Raw genomic sequence first — 1,022 nt, forward strand, 5'->3', positions numbered from 1 at the left:
TGCCCGCAGGCTGCGATCTTTTGCTTTGTGCGCTATCCTCCGCGCCCTCAAATTCAACCTTCCACAGGATCCGCCCCCATGAAAGCCGCACTCGTCGAACTCATCAGCAAAATCAGCTCCGGCTGCATGGGCGAGGACGAGATCCTGAACGTGGCCGACGAAGCGGCGCAGGCCTACGCCGATGCCGATGCGTTCCTCGCGGCCAACCCGGACATCAACTACGACGACACCTTCCCGATTCCGCTGGGTGAGTGGGTGGTGGTCGGCAGCCTGCCGGACACCGTGCTGTTCCAGGCCGACACCTACGTTGATCTGTTCGCACAGATCGTCGCCTCGTTTGGCCCGGGCGTCGAATTCAACCTCAAGCCCAAGCAACTGGCCAAGACCGAGGCACTGACCGCACTCAACCGCATTCAGGTGCAGATGAGCAGCCTGAACAAGGAAAACGGCGGTTACACGCTGATGAACTTCAGTCAGCTGCTCGATGACGAGCTGCAAGTGGTGCTGGTCTACGGCAACGACGTGCCACGAGTGCTGGAGCTGTGTGCCGAAGTCGGCATCGCGGCGGCGCAGTCGCTGGAAGCGCTGAAAGTCGCCGTTCACGTCTGAACGCAATAGAAAGGGAACCCTGCGCGCGACCGTCTATCCTAAAAGTGCATGCCACTAATCTGGAGTGACACCATGGGTTCCACGTTCAACGGGCTGATTGGCCTGATCATTCTTGCCCTCGACATCTGGGCCATTATCAACGTACTGAAAAGCGGTGCCGAGACCGGGATGAAAATCCTCTGGGTCCTGCTGATCATCCTCCTGCCGGTGCTGGGCCTGATCATCTGGCGATTGCCGGGCCGCGGGGCAATGTGCGGGTCTGACCACAACTGCGAATGCACCCCATAACCTGTGGGAGCTGGCTTGCCAGCGATAGCATCGCAGCGGTTTCACTGACAGACCGCGTTTGACTGCATCGCTGGCAAGCCAGCTCCCACAAGGTTATGCGGATTGTCGATGAACAGAGGTTCGAC

Annotated in this window: 1 protein-coding gene and 1 pseudogene; both read left to right on the forward strand. The window is 59.4% G+C overall.

Annotation, left to right across the window (positions count from 1 at the left end):
• The first annotated feature begins 78 nt into the window (after positions 1-78).
• Complete coding sequence (locus HT737_RS24370; RefSeq protein ID WP_182404163.1) at positions 79-609, forward strand: hypothetical protein; 531 nt, start codon at positions 79-81, stop codon at positions 607-609.
• Positions 610-681: 72 nt separating this feature from the next.
• A pseudogene (locus tag HT737_RS24375) lies at positions 682-872 on the forward strand (PLDc N-terminal domain-containing protein).
• Positions 873-1,022: the final 150 nt, after the last annotated feature.

Source organism: Pseudomonas sp. MD195_PC81_125 (genome assembly GCF_014060985.1).
Lineage (GTDB): Bacteria > Pseudomonadota > Gammaproteobacteria > Pseudomonadales > Pseudomonadaceae > Aquipseudomonas > Aquipseudomonas parakoreensis.